This window comes from Arthrobacter sp. R1-13 (assembly GCF_054161475.1).
In genome coordinates, this window is record NZ_CP096420.1 from 3,505,765 (window position 1) to 3,527,519 (window position 21,755).

General features: G+C 63.0%; 19 protein-coding genes. 8 read left to right on the forward strand and 11 right to left on the reverse strand.

Translation table 11 applies throughout. The annotated features are described in order from the left end of the window. Positions 1–5 precede the first annotated feature (5 nt). Both M1D88_RS16240 and M1D88_RS16245 read left to right on the forward strand, forming a co-directional pair. Positions 6–2,225: a S9 family peptidase gene (locus M1D88_RS16240; protein WP_458111778.1), complete on the forward strand. Its 2,220-nt coding sequence runs from the start codon at positions 6–8 to the stop codon at positions 2,223–2,225. A 151-nt stretch (positions 2,226–2,376) separates the two neighbouring features. Continuing rightward, on the forward strand, positions 2,377–2,799 hold the full coding sequence (locus tag M1D88_RS16245) for a YybH family protein (protein WP_458111779.1): 423 nt from the start codon (positions 2,377–2,379) through the stop codon (positions 2,797–2,799). Between the two features lie 57 nt (positions 2,800–2,856). Here the strand turns inward: M1D88_RS16245 and M1D88_RS16250 are convergent, their stop codons facing one another. The 3 genes from M1D88_RS16250 to pta form a co-directional block, all read right to left on the reverse strand. Next, positions 2,857–4,014 carry a glutamate--cysteine ligase gene (locus tag M1D88_RS16250; RefSeq protein WP_458111780.1) on the reverse strand — a complete coding sequence of 386 codons (1,158 nt, stop codon included), beginning with the start codon at positions 4,012–4,014 and terminating at the stop codon, positions 2,857–2,859. 212 nt (positions 4,015–4,226) lie between these two features. Further along, complete coding sequence (locus M1D88_RS16255; RefSeq protein WP_458111781.1) at positions 4,227–5,381, reverse strand: acetate kinase; 1,155 nt, start codon at positions 5,379–5,381, stop codon at positions 4,227–4,229. Positions 5,382–5,390: 9 nt separating this feature from the next. Next, positions 5,391–7,526, reverse strand: a complete 2,136-nt coding sequence (gene pta / locus M1D88_RS16260) for a phosphate acetyltransferase (RefSeq protein ID WP_458111782.1) — start codon at positions 7,524–7,526, stop codon at positions 5,391–5,393. 115 nt (positions 7,527–7,641) lie between these two features. Here pta and M1D88_RS16265 point away from each other — a divergent pair, with 115 nt between their 5' ends. Genes M1D88_RS16265 through M1D88_RS16275 form a run of 3 tightly spaced genes read left to right on the forward strand, consistent with a single transcriptional unit; the run spans position 7,642 to position 10,197 of the window. After that, positions 7,642–8,181: a hotdog fold thioesterase gene (locus M1D88_RS16265; RefSeq protein WP_458111783.1), complete on the forward strand. Its 540-nt coding sequence runs from the start codon at positions 7,642–7,644 to the stop codon at positions 8,179–8,181. Positions 8,182–8,195: 14 nt separating this feature from the next. Then, positions 8,196–9,554 carry a phenylacetate--CoA ligase PaaK gene (gene paaK / locus M1D88_RS16270; protein WP_458111784.1) on the forward strand — a complete coding sequence of 453 codons (1,359 nt, stop codon included), beginning with the start codon at positions 8,196–8,198 and terminating at the stop codon, positions 9,552–9,554. A 37-nt stretch (positions 9,555–9,591) separates the two neighbouring features. Next, the gene (locus tag M1D88_RS16275; RefSeq protein WP_458111785.1) at positions 9,592–10,197 is read left to right on the forward strand and encodes a TetR/AcrR family transcriptional regulator; all 606 of its coding nucleotides are present in this window, start codon (positions 9,592–9,594) and stop codon (positions 10,195–10,197) included. A 160-nt stretch (positions 10,198–10,357) separates the two neighbouring features. Here M1D88_RS16275 and M1D88_RS16280 read toward each other — a convergent pair whose 3' ends face one another. The 3 genes from M1D88_RS16280 to M1D88_RS16290 form a co-directional block, all read right to left on the reverse strand. Next, positions 10,358–10,696: a hypothetical protein gene (locus M1D88_RS16280; RefSeq protein WP_458111786.1), complete on the reverse strand. Its 339-nt coding sequence runs from the start codon at positions 10,694–10,696 to the stop codon at positions 10,358–10,360. A gap of 218 nt (positions 10,697–10,914) precedes the next feature. Then, positions 10,915–11,193 carry a putative quinol monooxygenase gene (locus M1D88_RS16285; protein WP_458111787.1) on the reverse strand — a complete coding sequence of 93 codons (279 nt, stop codon included), beginning with the start codon at positions 11,191–11,193 and terminating at the stop codon, positions 10,915–10,917. Between the two features lie 112 nt (positions 11,194–11,305). Beyond that, on the reverse strand, positions 11,306–11,713 hold the full coding sequence (locus M1D88_RS16290; RefSeq protein WP_458114552.1) for a VOC family protein: 408 nt from the start codon (positions 11,711–11,713) through the stop codon (positions 11,306–11,308). 191 nt (positions 11,714–11,904) lie between these two features. Between M1D88_RS16290 and M1D88_RS16295 the strand changes: the two genes are divergently transcribed. Further along, complete coding sequence (locus M1D88_RS16295; protein ID WP_458111788.1) at positions 11,905–13,164, forward strand: glycosyltransferase 87 family protein; 1,260 nt, start codon at positions 11,905–11,907, stop codon at positions 13,162–13,164. Positions 13,165–13,250: 86 nt separating this feature from the next. On the opposite strand, the gene paaZ is transcribed toward M1D88_RS16295, so the two are convergent. Continuing rightward, a complete protein-coding gene (gene paaZ, locus M1D88_RS16300; protein ID WP_458111789.1) occupies positions 13,251–15,371 on the reverse strand; it encodes a phenylacetic acid degradation bifunctional protein PaaZ in 2,121 nt (706 codons plus the stop codon). Between the two features lie 299 nt (positions 15,372–15,670). On the opposite strand from paaZ, the gene M1D88_RS16305 reads away from it, so the two are divergent. After that, the gene (locus tag M1D88_RS16305) at positions 15,671–16,036 is read left to right on the forward strand and encodes a PaaI family thioesterase (RefSeq protein ID WP_458114553.1); all 366 of its coding nucleotides are present in this window, start codon (positions 15,671–15,673) and stop codon (positions 16,034–16,036) included. Between the two features lie 5 nt (positions 16,037–16,041). On the opposite strand, the gene M1D88_RS16310 is transcribed toward M1D88_RS16305, so the two are convergent. Then, positions 16,042–18,741, reverse strand: a complete 2,700-nt coding sequence (locus M1D88_RS16310) for a hypothetical protein (protein ID WP_458111790.1) — start codon at positions 18,739–18,741, stop codon at positions 16,042–16,044. Between the two features lie 71 nt (positions 18,742–18,812). Continuing rightward, on the reverse strand, positions 18,813–19,556 hold the full coding sequence (locus M1D88_RS16315; protein WP_458111791.1) for a tyrosine-protein phosphatase: 744 nt from the start codon (positions 19,554–19,556) through the stop codon (positions 18,813–18,815). Between the two features lie 225 nt (positions 19,557–19,781). Between M1D88_RS16315 and M1D88_RS16320 the strand changes: the two genes are divergently transcribed. Next, positions 19,782–20,618 (forward strand): SGNH/GDSL hydrolase family protein, encoded by an 837-nt coding sequence (locus tag M1D88_RS16320; protein WP_458111792.1) that lies wholly within the window; start codon positions 19,782–19,784, stop codon positions 20,616–20,618. A 50-nt stretch (positions 20,619–20,668) separates the two neighbouring features. Here M1D88_RS16320 and M1D88_RS16325 read toward each other — a convergent pair whose 3' ends face one another. Next, the gene (locus M1D88_RS16325) at positions 20,669–21,079 is read right to left on the reverse strand and encodes an SRPBCC family protein (protein WP_458111793.1); all 411 of its coding nucleotides are present in this window, start codon (positions 21,077–21,079) and stop codon (positions 20,669–20,671) included. A gap of 39 nt (positions 21,080–21,118) precedes the next feature. Further along, on the reverse strand, positions 21,119–21,733 hold the full coding sequence (locus M1D88_RS16330) for a GNAT family N-acetyltransferase (RefSeq protein ID WP_458111794.1): 615 nt from the start codon (positions 21,731–21,733) through the stop codon (positions 21,119–21,121). Positions 21,734–21,755: the final 22 nt, after the last annotated feature.

Consider the following 21,755-nt stretch of genomic DNA (forward strand, 5'->3'; position numbering starts at 1 on the left):
TTGGAATGACCGAAACTCCGCTGCAGACCACCGTCGCCGCTCCGCCCGTTGCCAAAAAAGTCCCCACTGAACGCACCCATCACGGTGACACGTTCGTGGACAATTATGAATGGCTCCGGAACAAGGAATCCGCGGAAGTTGTGGAGCACCTGAAGGCCGAAAACGCCTACCAGGAAGCAGTGACCGCCCACCAGCAACCCCTGCGCGAGGCCATCTTCCAGGAGATCAAGGGCCGCACCCAGGAGACGGATCTCTCCGTACCCCACCGGAAAGACGGCTGGTGGTACTACACCCGCTCAGTCGAGGGCAAGGAGTACGGTATTTCCTGCCGTGTCCTCGCCAGCAACACCGGCAACCCGGTGGCTGACTGGACGCCGCCTGAGGTTGAAGCCGGCGTTGAAATCCCCGGCGAGGAGATTTTGCTGGACGGAAACGTGGAGGCCGAAGGCGAGCCCTTCTTCTCCATCGGCGGGACAGCCGTCACCGTGGACGGCAACATTTACGCCTACGCCGTGGACAACTCTGGCGACGAACGCTTCACCCTGCGCCTGAAGAACCTCCGGACCGGCGAGATGCTGCCCGACGTCATTGAGAACGTGTTCTATGGGGTTGCCTTCTCCCCCGACGGCAGCCGCGTCTTCTACACCGTGGTGGATGATTCCTGGCGTCCGTACCAGGTGAAAGCCCACATTTTGGGCACGCCCGTGGAACAGGACGCCATTATCTACCAGGAGGACGACGCCGCGATGTGGTTGGGCTTTGAACTCTCCGCGGACCGGCGGCACCTCGTGCTGAGCATCGGCTGCTCGGAGTACAGCGAAACCCGGCTCCTGCGCTTCGACGATTACGACGCCGGGCTCACCACTGTCGTCTCCCGGAACGAGCGCGTCCTGTACGAGGCCGAGCCGTTCCTGCTGGAAGACGCCTCCGGTGCCCGCGCCGAGCAGATCCTCATCACGCACAACCGCAACGCCGTGAACTCCATGGTCTCGCTCATCGATCCTTCCGAACTGTCAAAGCCGCTGTCCGGGCAGCACTGGACCACCGTCGTCGAACATTCCGACGACGTCCGCGTCAACGGTGCCGGCGTGACCTCAACCCACCTCCTAGTCTCTGTCCGCAAGGACACCATTGAGCGTGTGCAGGTGTTGCCGCTCGCCGGGCTGGGGACGCCGGCGCAGGGTGCTCCGGTGGAGCCTGCCTTCGATGAGGAGCTCTACACGGCTGGAGTGGGCGGGTCCGACTACGAGGCGCCGGTGATCAGGCTGGGCTACACGTCCTACTTCACGCCGTCGCGCGTGTATGACTTTGTGCTGCCCACAGAGGAACAGCCGGCCGGGGAGCTTCTGCTGCGCCGGGAAAGCCCGGTGCTGGGCGGCTACTCCGCGGCTGACTATGTGGCGACGCGGGAGTGGGCAATCGCCGACGACGGCACCCGGATTCCGCTGTCAGTGCTCAGGCACGCATCGCTGAAGCAGGACGGCACCAACGCGGGGCTGATGTACGGCTACGGCTCATACGAGATGAGCATGGATCCCGGATTTGGGATTGCCCGGTTGTCCCTGCTGGACCGCGGAATCATCTTCGTGATCGCCCATGTTCGCGGCGGCGGTGAGCTTGGCCGGCACTGGTACGAGGACGGGAAGAAGCTGCGGAAGAAGAACACGTTCACTGACTTCATCGCGGCCACCGACTGGCTCGCCGGCTCCGGCTGGGTGGACCCGGCACGGATTGCTGCGCTGGGTGGCTCGGCCGGCGGGCTCCTGATGGGCGCCGTGGCCAACCTCGCACCGGAAAAGTACGCTGCGGTGGTGGCCCAGGTACCGTTCGTGGATCCCCTCACCTCGGTACTGGATCCGGAGCTCCCCCTGTCCGCCCTGGAGTGGGAGGAATGGGGCAACCCCATTACGGATCCCGAGGCGTACGCCTACATGAAGTCCTATGCGCCTTATGAGAACGTGCACGCGGCCAGGTACCCCAAGATCGCCGCGGTGACCTCCTTCAATGACACGCGGGTCCTCTACGTGGAGCCCGCCAAGTGGATCCAGGTCCTGCGCGAGGCCACCACTGGCAGCGAGCCCATCCTGATGAAGATCGAGATGGAAGGCGGGCACGGCGGAGCCTCCGGCCGGTACGTCCAGTGGCGAGAGCGGGCCTGGGACTACGCTTTTATCGCCGACGCCCTCGGCGCTACCGAGCTGCTGCCCGGAGCCGGCCTGAAGTAACCGTCCCCGATCTCCCCCATCGACTGCTCCGTAGGTGCCCTTTTGGACCCTCAAAACGGCATCTATGGAGCAATGGATGAAGGTGGAGCCCGTTGCCAGCGTCTCCGGCGAGTTCAAGCACTTGAGCATCAGCTTACGGAAAGGCAGATCAATGCAGCTTGACGAAGTAATCGACCAGTTTCATAAGGCGCTAAATCAGTTTGCCCAAGGCGACCCGGAACCGGCAAAGGCCATCTGCTCCCACAGCGCGGATATGTCCCTTGCCAATCCTTGGGGCCCTCCCGCGGTGGGCTGGGACCTGGTGTCCGAGACCCTGGATTCAGCCGCCGCACGATTCAAAGACGGGCGAGTCTCTTCCATTGAGTCCCTCACCAGGCATGTCGCTTCCCATCTCGCCTGCTTTCTGGACATAGAACATTGGCAGGCGAAGATAGGCGGGAGTGACGAGGAATCCACGCTGGACCTGCGCGTGACAAGTGTTTATCGGGCTGAAGGAGGCACGTGGGCGCTCGTCCATCGGCACGCAGACCCGATCATGAATCCCCAACCTCCGAACGCGGGGCCGCAGAGATAAAGCTAAGCGCCGGGCTTGAGTAACCGCAATGGATGAGGGTTGAGCAGCGAAGCTCCTCTAGTACCGCATCGGCTCCTGTAAGACTTCCTCCGGCGGGACATCACCCAGGCGATGCGTCCGTTCCACGGCCTGAGCCACCATCCCGGCAAGGGAACCTGCCGCCAGCGCGGCCCGGCGCTGTATGGCCGCACCCGTTCCGCCAGCGAGGATGTCCCCGACAACACGCGCCACGGCTTCGACTTCTCCGGCCTCGGCCAAGGCCCGCTGTATGTGATCCAAAAGCGCTGCGACCACCACGGCGGCGTCCCGTGGCTGGCCCGTGATCGGGTGGATCAGATCGCCCTCCACCCCCGACTTGCTGGCCTTCCACGAAGCCATGCGCAAGGCACTTGCCGGGACCTGTCGGGGCTTCCGGCCCGCTTTCCAGTCACGTGCGGCCGTCTGGACGAGCGCCCGGACCACAGCGGCTATCCCTGCTGCATGTTCGGCGTCAAGGCAGACATCAGCGATCCGCACTTCCACCGTGGGGTGGTGCCGGGAAAGCCGGGCATCAAAGTAGATCATTCCGGGGTCAAGAGGAACACCCGTTTCCAGCAGCCGCGCCACTTCCCGCCGGTAGGCAGGGGCGGAGCCGAAGACCTCGCAGGGACCCGCTGTAGGCCAGCGGCCCCACAGCTGATACCGGTAACTGGCAAACCCGCTGTCGGTCCCACTCCAGAACGGCGAGTTGCTGCTCAGCGCCAGAAGGACCGGCAGCCAGATCCGGATCCGGTCCAGAACAGCCACGCCTTCCTCTGCGGAGCCCACCTCCACGTGGACGTGGAACCCGCACGTGAGCTGGTCCTTCATGGTCCGGCCAAAGCGGGATTCCATGGTGAGATACCGGCTGGTCCGGACAATGTGGGGAACCACCGAAACGGCTGAGGTTGCCAGTGCCACCGCCCTGGCCCCGGCACTGGACGCCGCGGTATCGGCAAGGCGTCGGCCCTGCCTGATGGTTGACAAGGCATCGGCCATGGTCAGGGAGGGAGATCCAACCACTTCGATCTGTTCCTGCTTGACCTCAAGTTCAAGGAAGGCCGCATTGACAGCGGCAGGTTGGCCGGCAAGGGCCGAGGCTACGGCAGGCACCGGCTTGAAGGTGAGGGAATCCACAAGCAGCAGTTCCTCTTCGACCCCAAACTGGCGCAAATGCCCGGGCTGCTGATACTTCACGTTTGACCTCCATGGTCGAACGATGATTAACGGGCCAGCTGCACGACCCGGAGAGCATAAACCAATCCCTTCCAGCCGGGTCTGAAGGATCTCCTCAGGCCAGGATGTGAATCAATTATAAGGGGGCTGTCTAGGGCGTCCCCAGCGCCGGAGCTGAAAATTACCAGCCAGTTTCCCCAACATTAAGCCAGGGCGGTGAACTGGCTCATCGCTCAACCGCGGACGACGGCGGCAGTTGCCTCCGCGATGGCCTGCTCTTCATCGGTGGGAACCACCAGCACAGGAATTGCCGAATCGGCTGCCGAGATGATGCGGGCCATTTTGGACCGGACCTGGTTGAGACCGGCGTCGAGCTGTATTCCCAGGGCGGCCAGATGCTCCCCGACGAGGGCGCGGAACTGATGGGAGTTTTCGCCGATCCCTGCCGTGAACACAATGGCCTTGGCTCCGCCGGCCGCCACGTGATAGGCGCCGATGTACTTCGCCAGCCGGTAGGCAGCAACCGCGAGCGCCATGGACGCCTTGGCGTCGCCGGCCTCGGACGCTTCCACGACTGAGCGCATGTCGTTGTTGCCGGCCAGGCCCTTCAGCCCGGACTGGCGGTTGAGCATCGAGTCGATGTCCTCGGTGGACCAGCCCGCGCGCGCCAGGAAAACCAGGATGGACGGGTCCAGGTCTCCGGACCGCGTGCCCATGACCAGACCCTCCAAGGGAGTGAAGCCCATGGAGGTATCCACGGATTTTCCGCCTTGGATGGCCGTGACGGAGGCGCCGTTCCCCAGGTGGGCGATGACGCCGTCGAACTCCTCCACGGGAAGTTCCAGCATGGCGGCGGCGCGGTGCGTCACATACTCATGCGAGGTCCCGTGGAAGCCGTAGCGGCGGATGCCGTGGTTGGTGTAGAGCTCGTCCGGGACGGCGTACCGCCACGCGTGCTCGGGCAGGGTGCGGTGGAAAGCGGTGTCGAAGACCGCCACCTGCGGCATGTCCGGCCACTTTTTGGAGATGGCTCGGATGCCCAGCACGTTCGCCGGATTGTGCAGGGGCGCCAGCGGGTTGAGGCGTTCAATCGCCCGGGTGATCTCGTTGTCGATCAGGACGGGCTCGGAAAACCGCTCACCGCCGTGCACAACGCGGTGCCCCACGGCTGCGAGCTCCAGCTCCCCGAGTTCCTGATGAATGGCGGCGTCCACCTGCTCCAGTGCTTCGGCGTGATCCCTGGGGCCGATGATTTCACCGTCGCCCTCGCCTCCGTTGCCCATGCCAATTTTCTCGATCAGCCCTTCGGTGAGCACGTTGGCGGCTTCCACATCACGGACCTGGTACTTGAGTGAGGACGAGCCGGAATTGATGACGAGGACGAGCACGGGGGCCTCCTAAGCCTTCGTTTCTGCTGAAAGTTCTTGTACTGGGGCCTCCGCCGGGGCATCGGCCCGGGCGTCCGTGGATTGGGCCTGAATAGCGGTGATGGCCACGGTGTTCACGATGTCCTCCACTGTGCAGCCGCGGGAGAGGTCGTTCACCGGCTTCCGCAGCCCCTGCAGGACAGGCCCGACGGCGACAGCCCCCGAGGATTGCTGCACCGCCTTATAGGTGTTGTTGCCCGTGTTCAGGTCGGGGAAGATGAACACGGTGGCCTGGCCGGCAACTGTTGACCCCGGCATCTTGGATTCGGCGATGGCTGCGTCCACGGCGGCGTCGTACTGGATGGGACCTTCGACGGCGAGATCCGGCCGCCGGTCCTTGACCAGTTCAGTGGCCTGCCGGACAGCCTCCACCGCCTCACCGGACCCTGATCCGCCGGTGGAGTACGAGAGCATGGCAACCCGTGGCTCCACCCCGAACTGGGCGGCGGTTTCGGCCGAGGCAAGGGCAATGTCCGCGAGCTGTTCGACATTCGGATTCGGGTTCACTGCGCAGTCTCCGTACACCAGTACCCGGTCCGGCATGAGCATCAGGAACACCGAGGACACGATCTTGACGCCGTCGCGAGTCTTCACGAATTCCAGGGCGGGACGGATGGTGTGGGCCGTGGTGTGGGCGGCGCCGGACACCATCCCGTCCACCACCCCCAGCTGGACCAGCATGGTACCGAAGTAGCTTTCGTCCTGCATCACCTCAAGCGCCCTGGCGAAGTCAACGCCCTTGTGCGCCCGTAACTCCGCGTACTTCCGGGCAAACTCCTGGCGCCACCTGGACATAAGGGGATCCACGATGTTGATCCCGGTCAGGTCGATCCCCTGGCTCGCCGCGAGCTCCCGGATCTCCGCGTCCCGGCCCAGCACCGTCAGCTCGCAGACATCACGCCGGTGCAGGATCTCGGCTGCCCGCAGTATCCGAACGTCCATGCCTTCAGGGAGCACAATGTGCCGCCGCTGCGACCTTGCCCGCTCTACCAGGTCGTGCAGGAAGCGCAGCGGCGTCATCCGCTCCGCGCGTGGCAGGTGGAGGCGCTCCACCAGTTCCGTCTCGTCCACCCGCCGGGCCCACAAGCCAAGGGCAGAAGCAACCTTGCGGCGGTGGCCGGACCAGATTTCGCTGCGGACCTCCGAGACCTGCTTGGCTGTGGTGTACGTATCGTGCGGCGCCGTGAACACGGGGAAGGGTGCCTGCGCCAGGAGCGAATAGATGGTGGGATCCGGGGCGAGGTTGCCGGTGAGGATCAGGCCGGAGGGCACCGGAAACTCCGGGGAGAACGATGAGGCCAGGCAGGCCACCATCACGTCGGCCCTGTCCCCCGGAACGATCACCAGCGCGCCGTCGTCGAGCACGTGCAGGAAGTTCGCCACGTTCATGGCCGCCACTTTGTTGGAGTGGACATCCCGTTCCATGTCCTGGCGCCCCGCGACTTGCCGGATGCCGAGGGCGGACGCCACTTCCCCGATGGTAGGCCGGGCGATGTCCTCGAGTTCGGGAAGGACATAGACCGGGCGGCCGGAAGCGCCGGGACGCACGGCTGCGGTGATGGCCTCAAGGTCGCCGGCATCGGCGCGGTTCACCATGATGGCCAGGAGGGAGCAGCGCTCCGCCACCAGTTCCTTGCGGGCTACCTCGACGGCGTCCGCTGCTTCCGCCACAGTGCGGCCTTTTGCCCCCACGACCGCCACCACGGGCGCGGCGAGATTGTTGGCAAGGCGCGCATTGAGATCGAATTCGACGGCGGCGTCCTGGCCGGTCAGGTCTGTGCCTTCAACAATCACCACATCGCAATGACGGGACATTTCCGCGAAGATTTCCACACAGCGGGCGTCGATTTCGGCCCGGTTGCCCTCGGCCAGAAGCTTCCTGACTTCGGTGGAGGTCAGGCCTCCCCGGCATCGTTGATCATCCAGGTCGAAGCGGGCCTTCATCAGCGCCACCATGGGGTCAGCCGAGGGGTCGTCCCCGTGCACCACCGGTTTGAAAAACCCGATCCGGTCCGCATGCCTGTGGAGCGTGTCTGCCAGGCCCAATGCAACGAGCGACTTCCCCGAGCCTGGAGTTGTTGCGCTGACGTAGATCCCTTTAGCCATGGTCCACCCTTGGTTGTGCTGGTCCCGTCCCACCATACTTTCACCTCTTGACAGCCACCACGCAAATGGGATTACCTAATGAACATTCGGTAAATAAAGCTGGAGGCAATGACGCATGGCTGAACTCACTATCCCTGGCACCACTACAGGCGCCTCCCAAGAGGAGGCCATCACCCATCCGATACTGAAGGACGACTACGCCTCCGAATGGATGGGAATCGAAGTCCTCGGGCTGAGTGACGGCCATGCCACCATCCGGATGACCCTCCGCCAGGAAATGCTCAACGGCTTCGGCATGGCGCACGGCGGAATGATCTTCGCCTTCGCCGATTCCGCCTTCGCCCTCGCCTGCAACCCGGTCAACCCGACAGCAGAGGAGGCGGACACCATCACTGTTGCCGCCGGCGTCGACATTAACTTCCTTCAGCCTGCCTATACAGGCCAGGTGATCACCGCCGTCGCCGATCTCCGGGCGAGCGCGGGGCGAACCGGGCTCTACGACATCCGGATCTTTGCTGCCGACGCCGGAACTCCCGCCGCAACGGCGACGCCAACTTCCGACGCCGTTGCCGCCTTTGCTCCGGGTGAACTCATCGCCGAGTTCCGCGGGCGCAGCCGGACCATCGCCAAGAAACAGAATCCCACCAGGCAATAGAACAGAGAACCATCATGACCCTGCACGCCACCGAGTCCGCATCAGCTTCCAGCGATGCCGTCCTGGACCGCGAAGAAACCATGTCCCGGGACGAGCTGGAGGCCCTCCAGCTCAAGCGCCTCCAGGACACGGTGGCCTACGCCTATGAGCGGGTGCCGCTGTACAAGCGCAAATTCGATGAGGCCGGCGTCCACCCCAGCGACTTGGCGGATTTGGCCGACCTGGGAAACTTCCCCTTCACCACCAAGGAAGACCTCCGGCAGGAGTACCCCTTCGGCATGTTCGCCGTGCCGCAAAACGAGGTGGCCCGCGTCCACGCCAGTTCGGGAACCACCGGCCGCCCCACGGTGGTCGGCTACACCAAACAGGACCTCGCCGACTGGGCCAAGCTGGTGGCCCGCTGCCTCCGCGCTTCAGGCATCCGCCCCGGAATGAAGGTCCACAACGCCTACGGCTACGGGCTCTTCACCGGCGGCCTGGGCGCACACGCCGGAGCTGAAGTCCTCGGCTGTACCGTCATCCCGATGTCCGGCGGGCAGACCGAGCGCCAGATTCAGCTCATCCAGGACTTCAAGCCGGACGCCATTCTCTGCACGCCTACGTACCTGCTGACCATCGCCGACGCCATGGTGCACGCCGGGATTGACCCCGCCTCGACGTCCTTGCAGTACGCCGTGCTGGGAGCGGAGCCATGGACCGAGGAGATGCGGCACGAGCTTGAAGCCACCATGAACATTAAGGCCTGCGACATTTACGGGCTCTCGGAAGTCATGGGCCCGGGAGTGGCCGGGGAAGCCGTGGAAACTCAGGACGGCAGCCACATCTGGGAGGACCACTTCCGGCCTGAGATCATCGACGCGTTCAACCCAGTCGTTGGCGTGGACGCGGTGCTGGGCGACGGCGAGCACGGCGAACTTGTTTTCACGTCCCTCACGAAGGAAGCACTGCCCATCATCCGTTACCGCACCAAGGACCTCACCCGGCTCCTGCCCGGCACCGCCCGCCCCGCGCACCGCAGGATGGGCCGCATCACAGGCCGCAGTGACGACATGATCATCCTCAGGGGCGTCAACCTGTTCCCGTCCCAGATCGAGGAGATCGCGCTCCGGATCCCTGAGCTGAGCCCTCACTTCCAGCTGGAACTCACCCGCCCTGAAGGCCAGCGCATGGACCAGATGACGGTCAAGATCGAGCGGCGGGAATCAGTAACCCCGGAGCAGAGTTCGACGGCGGCACGGGCCTTGCGGGAGCAGATCAAGATCCACGTGGGTTCTTCATGCGAGGTTGCTGTGGTGGAGCCCGGAACGCTGGAGCGCTCCAGCGGGAAGCTGCGGAGGATCTACGATCTGCGCCGGAAGGGGCAGTCCAGCTAAGCGGCACCAACCGACCGTTCATGAGAAACTAGCCAACATGTCCAGTACAGCAGCACCCACGAAGCGCGGCCGGCCCGGTTACGACCAGCAGTCGGTGCTGCTGATCGCCGTCGACGTTTTCAACAAGCACGGTTACGACGCCACGTCGATGGGGATCCTGGCCGAGAACCTGGGCATCTCCAAGTCGGCGATCTACCACCACGTCCCATCCAAGGGCGATCTGCTTAAGCTGGCTCTGGAACACGCCCTGGGTGGGTTGGAGGCCATCCTGGACGAGCCGGAAGCCAAGGAAGGTTCAGCGGAGGCACGGCTGGAATTCGTGCTGCGCCAGACCATCTCCGTGCTGGTGGACCGCCTGCCGTTCGTGACCCTGCTCCTGCGGTTAAGGGGCAATACGGAGATCGAACGGAACGCCATGGAACGTCGTCGCGCCTTCGACCACATCGTTGCCGGTTTGATCTCGTCAGCCCAGGACGAGGGCTCAATGCGCAAGGACATCGACCCCCGCACGGTAACGAGGCTTCTGTTCGGAACCATCAACTCCATCGTGGAATGGTACAAACCGGGCGGTTCCCTGTCCCCCGAAAAGCTCGCCGACGACGTCATCACCATGGCCTTCCGCGGGCTCCACGCCACCCCCTAGCCGAACGCTCGCTCACGTCTCGCCGGCTTTTCCCGAACGCTCGCTCACGTCTCGCCGGCTTTTCCCCAACGCTCGCTCACGTCTCGCGGGCTTTTCCCGAACGCTCGCTCACGTCTCGCGGGCTTTTCCCGAACGCTCGCTCACATCCGTGAAGCCCCGATCAGCGTGGCTGGGACGGGTTGGTAGGTACGCCCTGAGAAGGTGGGTTGACGGGTGGCCCGGACGTGGCGGGAGAAACGGATGAGCCCCCCTGATTTTGGGACATCTCCGGCATCTCCCGCGGCAGCGACCCGCTGGGTTCAGCACCTTCCTGCAGAGCGTGCAGCCTGCTCTCCAGGACCTGGATCACGGGGAGCCTGTCCCCGTGGTGCCGTTCATAGTCCAGAATGGCTTCGATGCCTGCTGCATCCAAGGCGTGGATCCGGGAAGGAAGCGTGCCAAGGGGGATGTGATCGTAGTCCGGAAGCGGCAGTTGATCCCGTTCAGGGGAATGGTTCATGACTCCTCCTGCGTTGTTGGTGTGTCCACGGTAACAGCGGCAATGTTGAATATAAAGAGGCCCCGGCGGCAAACAGGTGCCCAGAAATGGCGGGTTTCATAGCGCTAAATCACACCCTACGCGGACGAACAGGGCCAAGTTCTGAGAGCCGACAAGACGGCGGCAACAGCACACGGCGTTCTGCTCCGTTGCTGTTGCACCAGTCACGGATTCCGCGGCTACATGCCTTCGACCGTGTATCTCCGCTCCATGCCGGCAGTCACCCGGCCCCACTCGCTATCTCTGACTCGTTCCTGATGTGCTCGAAATGCATCCCCGTCTCGAAACCTCTCCTCGACCTGCCATTCCAATGATCCCGGGGTACGCTTCACCTCGAATGAAATGCACCCTTCCTCAGCACGCGTCAGCTCTACATGAAGGGGAAGGTGCTGCACCACGATCGCAACGTCATCTTTGTCACTACAGATGAGTTGCCCGGCCAGAAGGACGTTGTTCATAGCTTCATCCTCACACGCTGGATGCAACACCCGCATCGCAGCGTGGGATCGACTTACGAACAAAAATGCTGAAGACGCCCCGCTCTATGCGTGACGCCTTCAACGTTTGGTTTCACAGCTGGTATTCGGCCTGTTGCCCCAAGGTCTCATGGAGGCAGAGGATGTTGTTCTCTGTGTCCATAAACCACGCGCACTTCTCGGATTCGGTTGAACAAATGTGGTTCTCCGTTTTGAGATCAGGCTCATCATAGTCTTGGAAACGGATGCCCTTCCGCTCCAATTCCTGGACAGCCTCCTCGATGTTCCGTACCTCGAAACTCAAGGTTGTGTGCTCCGAGTGCTTGCCGTCCTTGACTGGCTTCAATTGCAGCATGTGCCCGCCATCCATACCGAACAATTCGCTTCCGTCGTCTGCCACTCCACGGTGCGGGAGTCCCAGCGCCTCTGCATAGAAACGGCGGGCACGCTCTACATCATCGACTGGCAGGACAGTAGTGGCTGTGCTTAGTCCTAGCGTCATCATTTCGCTACCTCCTACGCTGAAAATTTTACCCTTCAGCGCGGTTGAGAACCTTGGAAAATATCGTTCGTGAGAAACTAGCCACTGTGCTCGCCACCAAGTGACAGGACCGAATCATTTCTACTGACGCCTTTTTTAGCAGACTGTCATGGTTCCGGTCCCTGATCGTCCCGCTGCGTTTCGAACGGGCGTTGAACTCCCCCCGCGGTCTGCTGTTCGGGTACCTGATTATCCACATCGTCTTCCTGGTTTTCTCACTCGCGTTCTCGCTGCGTGGTGCAGCACTTGGCGACACTGCCATTTACCGCGAATGGATGGCTGGTGGCTTCAGCAGCGAGAATCCCACCGGCGGGCCGAGCGCCTCCGTTTACCCGATCCTTGCAGTGGTGCCGATGGCAATCGCTGGCATCGCAGGATCCCAGCTGTTCTTCTCCGGTTGGGTCTTGATGATCGCTGTTCTCAATGGCCTCGCCTTAGCCAAGTTGACCAGTTGGGGCCGTCAGCAGAAATCGATCAGGGCAGCCTGGTGGTGGCTGCTTTTCACCGTCATTTTGGGCTTCTTGGGATTCTCGCGGGTGGATGGCGTCACAGCTCCCATCGTTCTGGTTGCGTTGGCTTTTGGAGTGTCTGCACCTTTCATCACCGCCGTACTTCTCAGTGTTGGGACGTGGATCAAGGTATGGCCGGCGGCAATACTGCTTTCGTTGTTTGCCGTGACCAGGGGTCGGGTCCGGCTCCTGACTGCCGGAATCTTCGTAACAGGGATAGCGGTGGGACTTGCAGGCTTTATGGGCTGGCTCCCAAGGCTGATGGATTTTCTGACGCTTCAAGGCGGCCGGGGCATGCAACTCGAGGCCACCTTCAGCACTCCTTGGTTATCGCTTGCAGTTTTCGGCGTCGATGGCTCCAGAACTTATTTGAACGTTGGGATCGGCTCCATGCAGGTGGATGGACCAGGGACCGAGCTCATGGCCGTCCTGATGCAACCATTGTTGATTCTTGTCGCTCTCTTGGTTGCTGCGTCGATTTTTTGGGCGCTCCGCAACGGCAAAGGCGCAGAGGTCCCGGATCGGAGTGAACTTTTGCTCGTAGGATCGCTTGCCATAGCGACGGCATTCGTCGTTTTCAACAAGGTGGGGTCCCCTCAATTCATCCTGTGGCTGGGCCCAGCAGTGGCAGTGGGACTGGCCCACAACTGGAAAGAGTGGCGTGTTCCGGCCGCTTTGCTGACACTTATCGCCGTCACCACCTTTTTTGTCTTCCCCGTACTCTTTCAGCCCCTCAGCCAAAACGACCCCTTGGCTGCCCTGGTCCTTACAATCCTGAATCTCTTGCTGGTGGTGCTGCTCTGCTGCTCGCTGCGACGGCTCTATACCTTGGGCGGAGGAAAACGAACTCCAGCCGCTGAACCGCCGGACACAGCAGCTGAGCACAGCAGCACCCAAGTGTGAACCCGCGAAACGTGAGGGAGCGTCCCCAAAAAACCCGCGAAACGTGAGGGAGCGTCCCCAAAAAACCCGCGAAACGTGGAGGAGGGTTACTTCTCCACGAGGGTCAGGACGTCGTAGGTTGCCACGATTTCATCGTTCTGGTTGGTCAGGAGGGCATCCCACGCAACCTCGCCGTACTCGTCGGTTTCGCGGGGCGTGATCTTCTTCGCCGTGAGCGTCACACGGATGGAGTCCCCTGCGGCCACGGGTGTGATGAAGCGCAGGTTTTCGAGTCCATAGTTGGCAAGGACGGGGCCGGGAGCAGGTTCAACAAACAACCCGGCAGCCCAGCTCAGCAGCAGGTACCCGTGGGCCACGATGCCGGGGAAGAACGGGTTGGCTTCCGCCGCTTCCTGGTTGGTGTGCGCGTAGAAGGTATCCCCGGTCGAGTTGGCGAACGCCGTGATGTCCTCCAAAGTGACCTGGCGCAGCTCGGAACGGACTGCGTCCCCGATCCGCAGGGTTTCCAGCGACTTCCGGAACGGGTGTGTCTGCTCCGTTTCCAGGGTGAAGTTCCGGTCGGCGCCGGCATGCCAAACACCCGTGACCGCGGTGAGCATGTTCGGTGAACCCTGGATGGCTGTCCGCTGCATGTGATGCAGGACGGAGCGGATCCCACCCAGCTCCTCGCCGCCACCCGCACGACCCGGACCACCATGGACTAGGTGCGGGAGCGGTGAGCCATGGCCGGTGGAGCTGCGTGCGTCCTCACGGTTGAGCATGAGCACGCGGCCGTGATGGGCTGCAATTCCGGTGACGAGTTGCCGGGCAACCTCGGGATCGTTGGTGCAGACAGAAGCGACGAGGGACCCGCCACCACGCGCGGCGAGCCGGACGGCGTCGTCAATATCCGAGTAGCCGATCACGGAGGATACGGGCCCGAACGCTTCAAGGGAATGGACCTCCTCCGCCTCTGCATCCGCCCAGCTCAGCAGCACGGGCGACATAAAGGCACCGTCCTCGACGACGCCCACTCCCCCGTCCCTGTTGGTGACCTTCGGCGAATCGAGCGTGCCGTACGCTAGTTCGCCGCCGGCGTCGAGCATTGACTGAACGGCCGCACGAACGTCCGCGAGCTGTTCCAACGAGGCAAGGGCGCCCATGGTGACGCCCTCAGCCCGGGGATCACCCAGGACCACGCGCTCCCGGACACGTTCGCCCACCGCATCGACGACGTCGGACACCAGTTCCCCGGGCACAAGGGCCCGCCGGATCGCGGTGCACTTTTGCCCGGCTTTGGTGGTCATCTCTGCAACCAGGGATTTGATGAAGGCGTCGAATTCAGGGGTGCCACGGACAGCGTCGGGCCCCAGAATGGCCGCATTGAGGGAGTCCGTCTCGCAGGTGAAACGAACTCCGCCTTCGCCTATGTTGACGTGGGACTTGAGCTTGACGGCCGTGGACGCAGACCCCGTAAATGACACCAGGTCCCGGTAGTCCAAATGGTCCAGAAGGTCGCGGGCGGAACCTGAAATAAGCTGCAAGGCACCCTTGGGAAGGATGTTGGACTGCACGATTGCCTTGACCACGACGGCAGCAACATACCCTGTGGGCGTGGCCGGCTTCACGATGGTGGGCACCCCGGCAAGGAAGGCGGGGGCAAGCTTCTCCAGCATCCCCCAAACGGGAAAGTTGAAGGCGTTGATTTGGACTGCGACGCCGGGGATGCGCGTGTAGATGTGTTCGCCGGCAAACGATCCGTCCTTCGACAAGACCTCCATGGGGCCGTCCACCACCACCTGGGCGTTGGGAAGTTCCCGCCGCCCCTTTGAGCCGAAAGTGAAGAGGACGCCGATTCCGCCGTCGATATCCACCATCGAATCAATCCGGGTGGCGCCCGTCTGCGAGGAGAACGCGTAGAACTGATCGCGGCGCTCATTGAGGTACTGTGCCAGCTCTTTGAGCTTCAGCGCGCGCTGGTGGAACGTCAGCTTGCCCAGCTCCTCCTGCCCGGTGGTACGTCCGTAATCCACGACGGCGGCCAGGTCCAGTCCCTCAGTGCTCACCTTCGCAAGGAGCTCCCCCGTGCTGGCATCCAGGACCGGGACCGCGGATTCGGCGGCGGTGGCGTCGGGCGTCCACCAGGATTCCTGCACGTAGCTGGGAACGGTTTCTACTGCGTCTACCGTGGGCTGGGTGTCTCCAAAGGAGCTTGTAATGGTGGTCATCGTTGACGGGTCCTTCCAACGCGGGGCAAGATCATACAGCCAGCATTACTGACCGTCCGTTCGGTAATATGACTAGAGTACATGAATGTGCCGTGCCGCACACTAGAGCCCGCACACTGGATACACCAGGTAAACCCGATACAGGGCGCACCGCTTCAGAGGAGAGATGAATGATTCCCGAACCCGGCATTCCGGAGGACGACGCCGAGGATGAATCTTCCGGCGCAAGCCCAGATGAACATGGCGGGGCGGAAAACGGCGGGCTCTGGAAAATCACCCTCGGCGAACTCGACGAGAAGATGGGGGTCAGGATCCTCGAGGAGTCTGTGGAACGGGTGGTGGCCACCATGCCCGTGGAGGGGAACCGCCAGTCATTCGGGCTCCTGCACGGCGGGGCATCCCTGGCCGTCGGAGAGGCTGTCGGGTCCTGGGCTGCGGTAATTCACGCCAGCACGATGGGCAAAACTGCCGTGGGTGTGGACGTGTCCGCGACCCATCACCGCTCAGCCCGCGAAGGCCTCATCACCATCACCGCTACACCGCTCCAGCTCGGCAGGACCCTCACCGCTCACGAGGTAATCATCACCAACGAGGGCGGTCAGCGGCTGTGCACCCTCCGGATCACCAACCTGCTGCTGGACCGCAAGGCCTCGGCCGAAGACTGATTTCCTTAGCGGCGAGCGCGGCGGTGCCGGGCGGCAAACAACGCAATCGAACCCACGAGCAGAACGCTCCCTCCGATGCCGGTGACAAGCCAGATACCGTCGGCGCCGGTGAGCGCAAGCCAGCCGTACGACGTCGGGAGGTTGCGTCCGGCGCTACCGGCACCTGCGGTATCGCCACCTCTTGCGGGAAGTACCGCAGTAACCGAGGGCTTCGGATCCACGATGAACGTGAGGACGGCCTCGGCCGACGCTACGCCTTCCATGGATTGCGTAACCGCCAAGGTGTGCGCGCCTGCAGCGACGTCTGCAGGCAGGGAGACGCTCCACACCCCGCTCGCTTCGACAGCCAGGGCGTCCGCGTCCTGGGCATGCACGGTAGGTTTGTCTGCCACGACGCTTTCCAGCTTGACGCCGTCGAACTCGACAGTGACAAGCGCGCCGTCGAGGCCTGTCCCGGTGAGTTCCGTAGGAACGGCATCCCAGGCGAAACGCTGGCCGTCCTGAACGTTGGTCACTGACGGCGTGGGCGGTACCAGGCTGAAGTTCCGGGTCGCGGGCGGGCTGTCCTGCATCCCGGTTGCTGTCTGGACTGCGGTCACCGCGGCAGTGCCAAAGCCGAGTTCGCCCTCCACCGGGAAAACCCATTGCCCGCTCCAGGAAACAAGGGCCGAGCCAACAACCGCTCCTGAGAGTTCCACGCTGGCACCCGGAGTGCCGCTCCCCCGGATTTCATCAATCGAGGTGAGTACAGCATTTTCTGAGGGCCCGTCAATCATCGGAGCAGGCAGCGTCCCTGACTCAACGATGACGCTCAGGGACGCCGCGCCTGAGCTGCTGAAGCCATTGACGGTCTCGGCCGTGAAGCTGAGCTCGCCGAGGATCGCAGGTGCGGTGAACCGCCAGGTGCCGTCACGGCTGACCGGCACCTCGAAGGGGTCCTGCCCGGGCACCGAAATCCGCACCTTGGAGTTGGCGGCGAGGGATGCTGCCGGTGCGGCATCGACCCGGCCAGTGATGGTTCCGCCCCCTGCGACGGGGCCGCCGTCGGCCGGGTTGGTAAGTACCGGCTTGTTCAGGAAGACCTCCAGCTGCACGCCGGGGAGGCGGGTCATGGCGTCATTGAGAGTTGTGGCAACAGCGAAGTTCTGTGCCGAGCCGGGAGAATCGCCGGCAGTATGGGTACCCACGGCATAGTTGCCGCTGATCCACGGCCCACCTGAATCGCCGCCGCTGGACTGCACCGAAAAGGAGAGGAATCCACGGATGGCCCTGAAGTCGTTGGCGAGACCGCTGTGCCCGCCCATGACATAAATTCCCACTTCGTCCACTGTTCCGCAGGACCATCCTGAAGTGCGCCCGGACCGGCAAACAGACTGCCCCTGGAACGGCTGGGTGCTGCCGACGATCTTGACGCTGCTGGCTCCGAGGTCCGAAGGGTCGCCCCACTGCGTGGCGGCCGGCTGCGGTTTGAGGGCGGCCGGAACACCTTCAATGACGGCGATGTCCGTGCCGATATTGCCGATAGTGTCCGGATTCTCGGGGTTGCCGGTTATCCAGGAGTTGTTGGGGCCTCCGAACTGGCTGAACCCGAAGGTTCCGAGCTTCTCCGTGATTTCCGGCGGGACTGAGGCACCGCCGGCAGGTTCACTTGCAGGGAGCGCCACCTCCGCCAACTGGGCAGCACCGTCGTCGGCGCAATGCCCTGCAGTCAGCACCAAGGGTGCGCCGCTGGGGCTGAAAGCCGAAAAGCCGGCCGAGCAGACGGTACCGCGATCGATGTAGTATCCCTGCCCGCCGTAGAAATCATCCTCGGGCGCGATGGGTTCGCCTTCCTCGAGTTTGACGTTGGCATATTTGGCCACGAATTCCGACGGCGACATCTTTGCCTCACCGGAAGGGTCCTGCCCGGGAGGATTCTCACCGGGAGGGTCCTGCCCGGGAGATGGAACCAGAGCCAGCCGGGACGACTCCGGCGAGTTGGAGCCGCCGGTGCGAATAACAAAGTGCCCGTCGCTGAACGCCACGGCTTGCAGGCCTGAAGTACCCACCTCCCGGACGTACGCCTTATACAACTGGTCGATGCTGGCAGCCATCAAGGCAGACTCAGCCTCCTGCGGGGCAGCCTGCGGGGCTGGGTCCGGAGATTCCTGCGGGGTCAGCTCCGGCACAGTGTCCGGGACAGGCCCGGGTGAGGGAGCCGATGAGGGTTCAGGCGTCGACGGAGGGTCTGTTGCCGGAGAGGTTTCTGGATCCGCGGGCTTTGACGCCAAGGGCGGGTCAACGAGCACTATCTCCTCAGGTCCCTGGTCATTCAGTTGGGCAATCCTGGCCTGCAGTTCCGGTCCGGATCCTTCGACGACTATCTTGCCGTCTTTTATGCTGATGCCGACAAAACCGGGGAGATCCCGCAAGGTGGCAGCGACGTCGGCAGCGCGCTTGCCCTGCTCGCCGGCTGCCTCGAATTGCTCGGGAGTCATCCCCAGATCGCGCAGGATGGCCTCTTGCAGGCCGTCAGCGCTGATTCCTGCCGACAGTTGTTCCGGTGAAGCACCGGAGGTAGACACGGTCGTCCCCGAGCTGTCAGAGGTGGGTTCCGCCTCGGCGGCGGCCGGAATGGCACCCAACGTGGCGCCCAGGACCAATGCCGTCGCGGCGCCCAGGGCGAGAGTCCGCCGCAAGCTGTTCCTAACCACGCTGTAACTCACGGTCTCCCCCAAAGATCGATGGCTCGCAGGAACACTGACGCCACCGCCGTCAGGAGGAGCGGCTCAAGAGTTCACACCGTCACCCTACCGCGCAGCAAGGCCAGGATTGTAGAAAGTTCTTGATCCGTGACCCTGTTTCTGAGCAGATATTGCCGGGTGTTGAGCTGGCGCACGAATTCGAGGACCTTTTCACCGCGGGATTCGAGCAAAGGTGCAAGGGCGGTTTCGTCCAGGTAGCGCTCGTGGGCATGCGGCGCGCCTTGGGTGCGGTGCCGCTCGTTGATCCCGCGCATTGCCGCCTGGTAACCGGAAACAATGGCGTGATCTTCGGCGCCGGCAAGATCCTGAAGCATCGCGGCGATCATTCCGCTGCGGTCCCGGCCGGCAGAGCAATGGATGACCACACCGCCCGGAGCTGCTGCCACGGCCTTGAAGACTGCTGCGAGTTTGTCCGGGAAAAGCCGCGCATTATCCTGGTACGCCGCCGGGTCGTTCAGATACGGCCGGCAAATGGCCCGGAATTCCTCGTTCTCCGGATCTTCAGTCGGCGCCGGCAAAATCTGAAATCGCGCCAGCACCTCGGGGCGGACTAGCGGATCGGTTTCCCGTGGCAGCCGCTCCCCCGCGTTGCGAAGGTCAATAACAGTGCGGATGCCGGCGTCGTACGCCTGATTCCAGCCGGTCTCTGTGAGCCACTCGCGCCTGCCCATGCGGTAGACGTCCCCGGAAATCCGCCACGCGTTGACTGCGCCCTCCCACGTGACAACGGAAGCCTGGTTCCCGTTCCCTGCCGCTCGACGCGCAGTCTCATCCATTCCGTCAGCTAAGCACATCGATGGGGTACTCGCACTCTCGGTTCCGGCTGACACCTTGGGAAGCGGAAATTCGAGTACAGGTTGCCCGTGTCTGTGGCCGAGTCCGGGCGTATCGTGTCACTACGACCGCGCTGTCCGGCGCGTTATCGCTTGGCACCGCCGGATTTAACGGGGTTCAGGTCGGATTTTCAGGCCCGGCCATCCACTCACAAAAGGGGACAAATAATGGCACTTCTGAAAGTCCGACGTCGGCGGCCCGTTTTCGCTGCCGGCCTCGCTACCGTGGTACTGGCCTTTGCCGGTCTGGCCGCCGCTCCGGCTCAAGCCGCAAAGCCACCCGCGCCGCCGCTGGCCTATGTCGCCCTCGGCGATTCCTATGCGGCGGGACAAGGGGCCGAGCCGTATCTGGACTCGTGCCTGCGCAGCGCCAGCAGTTATCCCGCCCTCGCGGACGCCTCTAAATGGGTGCGGCTCGTCGAAAACGCAGCGTGTGAGGGAGCCAGCAGCGACGATGTCGTCGCGGACCAGCTGAAACGGCTCTCCCCGGATACGGATGTAGTCACACTGACTGTGGGCGGGAACAACCTGGATCTCCCGGGCCTGGTGCTTGCTTGCTCAACGAGTGAACTTGCTTGTGCTACGGCTCTTGCCCAGCGTCAAGCACTCTTAGCGCAAGCGGTCCTTGACCCTGCGTCCAGCCCTCTCGTGGCCGATCTCACCGCCACGATCGACGCCATCCAGGCAAAGGCGCCGAACGCCACCATCTACGTAACCGGCTATCCGCTGCTCTTTGACCCCGCCTTTTCGGACCCTGCTTTGGCGTTTGCCGTCAACTCGCTCACCGTGATGCTCAACACGGTTATCGAGACCGTGGCCGAGGCCAAGGGTGCCACCTATGTTGACGTCACGGGAGCATTTGCCGGTCACGGCATCGGTTCAGGTGACGCCTGGTTCAACTTTGATCCCACCAATCCCTTTGATCCAGAGAATCTGCATCCAAACGCCGCAGGCTACGTGGCGTACTACACGGCCATCGCCAATGCCGGAGCGTTCACGCCCTAGGGCCATGGATCGTCGGGGCAGCAGGCAAATGCTGCCCCGATGCGGTCCGTCTACATACAATTCGTCAGATGCTGATTCCGGGACTCGATGAGGTTTCTGAGGTAGCGGGCCAGGAACAGTTTCTCTGCAAGTCGTCCAAGAGGTCCAAACGGTGCGGTGAACTCTATCCGGTCAACCATGACCGTCCCGTCCCCGTCATTTGTGAATTCATGCACGTGGCGGAACCTGCGGAAGGGCCCTCTGACCTGTTCGTCCACAAAGTAGTCAGGCATATCCATTGCCGTGATCCTGCTCGTCATCCGGAGCGGCAGGCCGAAGTGCCACGCACGCCAGGTCACTTCCTCCCCCAACGCAATGAGGCCAGAAGTCACTCCTGCAACCGCTTCTTCCCGGGAACCGGCCATCGAGAGCTTGTGGGCATCTATGCTGCGGGCGAGATCAAATAACTCTGATTTCGGCATGCCGGTTCGCGTTCTGCACTCGAAGTAGACCGTCATGCGCTATACGCCGCGCTGCTTCGCCAGCCGGTACTCGAGGCCGTTGCGGACCATCGGCCATTCGTGGTCAAGGATCGAAAACACCACGGTGTCCCGGAGAGCTCCATCAGGGCTCCGGGTGTGGCTGCGGAGAACGCCATCCTGCTTGGCACCCAAGCGGGCGATAGCCTCGCGGGACTGATGGTTCATCCAATGGGTACAGAACTCGATGGCGACGCAGCCCAGGGTTTCGAAGGCGTGCCGAAGCAGCAGCAGCTTGGAGTCGGGGTTGGTGCCGGAGCCCTGCGCCGAGGCCGCATTCCAGGTGGAGCCAATCTCAAGCCGGGGTGTTTCATGATCGATGTTCATGTAGGTGGTCATCCCGATCACCTTCCCGGGACCGCCCGTTGCAGGGTCCAGCAGCCTGGTGGTGAAAGGAAGCATGGAACCCTGTTCCTGCAGAGCCAGGCGTCGGTGGATCTCAACCGCCATGTCCTCAGGAGACGGGACTGAGGTGTACCAGAGCTTCCACAGCTCGCCATCCCGGGCTGCTTCCTGGAGCCCGTCGTGGTGTTCGTGGCTCAAGGGCTCCAGCATGACGTACTTGCCGGTCAGGATAACGGGTTCGATGCGGCTCACCGCCCCATCCTAGACACAACAC

Excerpts from the sequence above, each read along its gene's own strand:
- M1D88_RS16240 (WP_458111778.1), top strand. The coding sequence starts at position 6 with ATGACCGAAACTCCGCTGCAGACCACCGTCGCCGCTCCGCCCGTTGCC.
- M1D88_RS16245 (WP_458111779.1), top strand. The coding sequence starts at position 2,377 with ATGCAGCTTGACGAAGTAATCGACCAGTTTCATAAGGCGCTAAATCAG.
- pta (WP_458111782.1), bottom strand. The coding sequence starts at position 7,526 with ATGGCTAAAGGGATCTACGTCAGCGCAACAACTCCAGGCTCGGGGAAG.
- M1D88_RS16265 (WP_458111783.1), top strand. The coding sequence starts at position 7,642 with ATGGCTGAACTCACTATCCCTGGCACCACTACAGGCGCCTCCCAAGAG.
- paaK (WP_458111784.1), top strand. The coding sequence starts at position 8,196 with ATGACCCTGCACGCCACCGAGTCCGCATCAGCTTCCAGCGATGCCGTC.
- M1D88_RS16275 (WP_458111785.1), top strand. The coding sequence starts at position 9,592 with ATGTCCAGTACAGCAGCACCCACGAAGCGCGGCCGGCCCGGTTACGAC.
- M1D88_RS16280 (WP_458111786.1), bottom strand. The coding sequence starts at position 10,696 with ATGAACCATTCCCCTGAACGGGATCAACTGCCGCTTCCGGACTACGAT.
- M1D88_RS16285 (WP_458111787.1), bottom strand. The coding sequence starts at position 11,193 with ATGAACAACGTCCTTCTGGCCGGGCAACTCATCTGTAGTGACAAAGAT.
- M1D88_RS16290 (WP_458114552.1), bottom strand. The coding sequence starts at position 11,713 with ATGACGCTAGGACTAAGCACAGCCACTACTGTCCTGCCAGTCGATGAT.
- paaZ (WP_458111789.1), bottom strand. The coding sequence starts at position 15,371 with ATGACCACCATTACAAGCTCCTTTGGAGACACCCAGCCCACGGTAGAC.
- M1D88_RS16305 (WP_458114553.1), top strand. The coding sequence starts at position 15,671 with ATGGGGGTCAGGATCCTCGAGGAGTCTGTGGAACGGGTGGTGGCCACC.
- M1D88_RS16315 (WP_458111791.1), bottom strand. The coding sequence starts at position 19,556 with ATGGATGAGACTGCGCGTCGAGCGGCAGGGAACGGGAACCAGGCTTCC.
- M1D88_RS16320 (WP_458111792.1), top strand. The coding sequence starts at position 19,782 with ATGGCACTTCTGAAAGTCCGACGTCGGCGGCCCGTTTTCGCTGCCGGC.
- M1D88_RS16325 (WP_458111793.1), bottom strand. The coding sequence starts at position 21,079 with ATGCCGAAATCAGAGTTATTTGATCTCGCCCGCAGCATAGATGCCCAC.